This window comes from Pseudomonas sp. 05T35, from assembly GCF_056396605.1.
The window spans coordinates 1-696 of the sequence record NZ_JBFTLU010000849.1 but is presented as its reverse complement, the minus strand read 5'-3'; the positions used below and the strand labels follow the sequence as shown (position 1 = coordinate 696).

Sequence of the window (696 nt, the reverse complement as noted above, 5' to 3'; positions counted from 1 at the left end):
CTAAATGATGGCACCTGTATATTGCCCGCGCCTGAACCAGCCCCCGCTGGTTGGCCGGTATGGATGCCTGAAAGAAGCTGGGCGCGCCTGCTGAAAAACGCGTCTTCCATAGGCTTCTGAAGGGAACCTGCATTGAACACCTCTTGCCTGCGCCGCTCGTTGTTGGCGCTTTCCGTGGCTGCTGCCGCGATTCATACCCCTGTTATTGCCGCACCTTTGAACCTGATCAACGACGGCTCGATCACGGCCTACGGTGACGGGGCTTTTGGCATCAAGGATCAGGGCGGTGTTGTGACCAACAATGTCCTGAATTCGGGCAATATCACCGTCAACGGGATGAATGCGACCGGGGTGTCACTGATCGGCACCCGCGTCGGTAACAGTGTGATCAACCAAGGCACGATTACGGCTACGGGCGCCAATGCTGATGCGTTGCGACTGGATGGTGCTGCACTCAAGCTTGCGCCCACCGGTGTCTCCTCGAGCATTAACAATACTGGCGCTATTTCCGGCGAAAGGTTCGGTATTCATATCAGCAACCAGCCAGTCACCGACCGCCTCCTCTCGATCACTCAATCCCTTGGCTCGATCGAAGGCGGTGACGCAGCCATTCAGGTCGATGACGGAAAAGCTTATTTCTACTGGAATGGCGGTAACGTCAAAGGCAACTTGATGGGCCTTTCCGGCGTGTTGATC

The 696-nt window shown here is 56.3% G+C and carries 1 pseudogene; it reads left to right on the top strand.

Annotation, left to right across the window (positions count from 1 at the left end):
• Nucleotides 1-132 precede the first annotated feature (132 nt).
• Nucleotides 133-696, top strand: a pseudogene (locus tag AC1DH9_RS30265) (hypothetical protein); the annotation flags it as partial.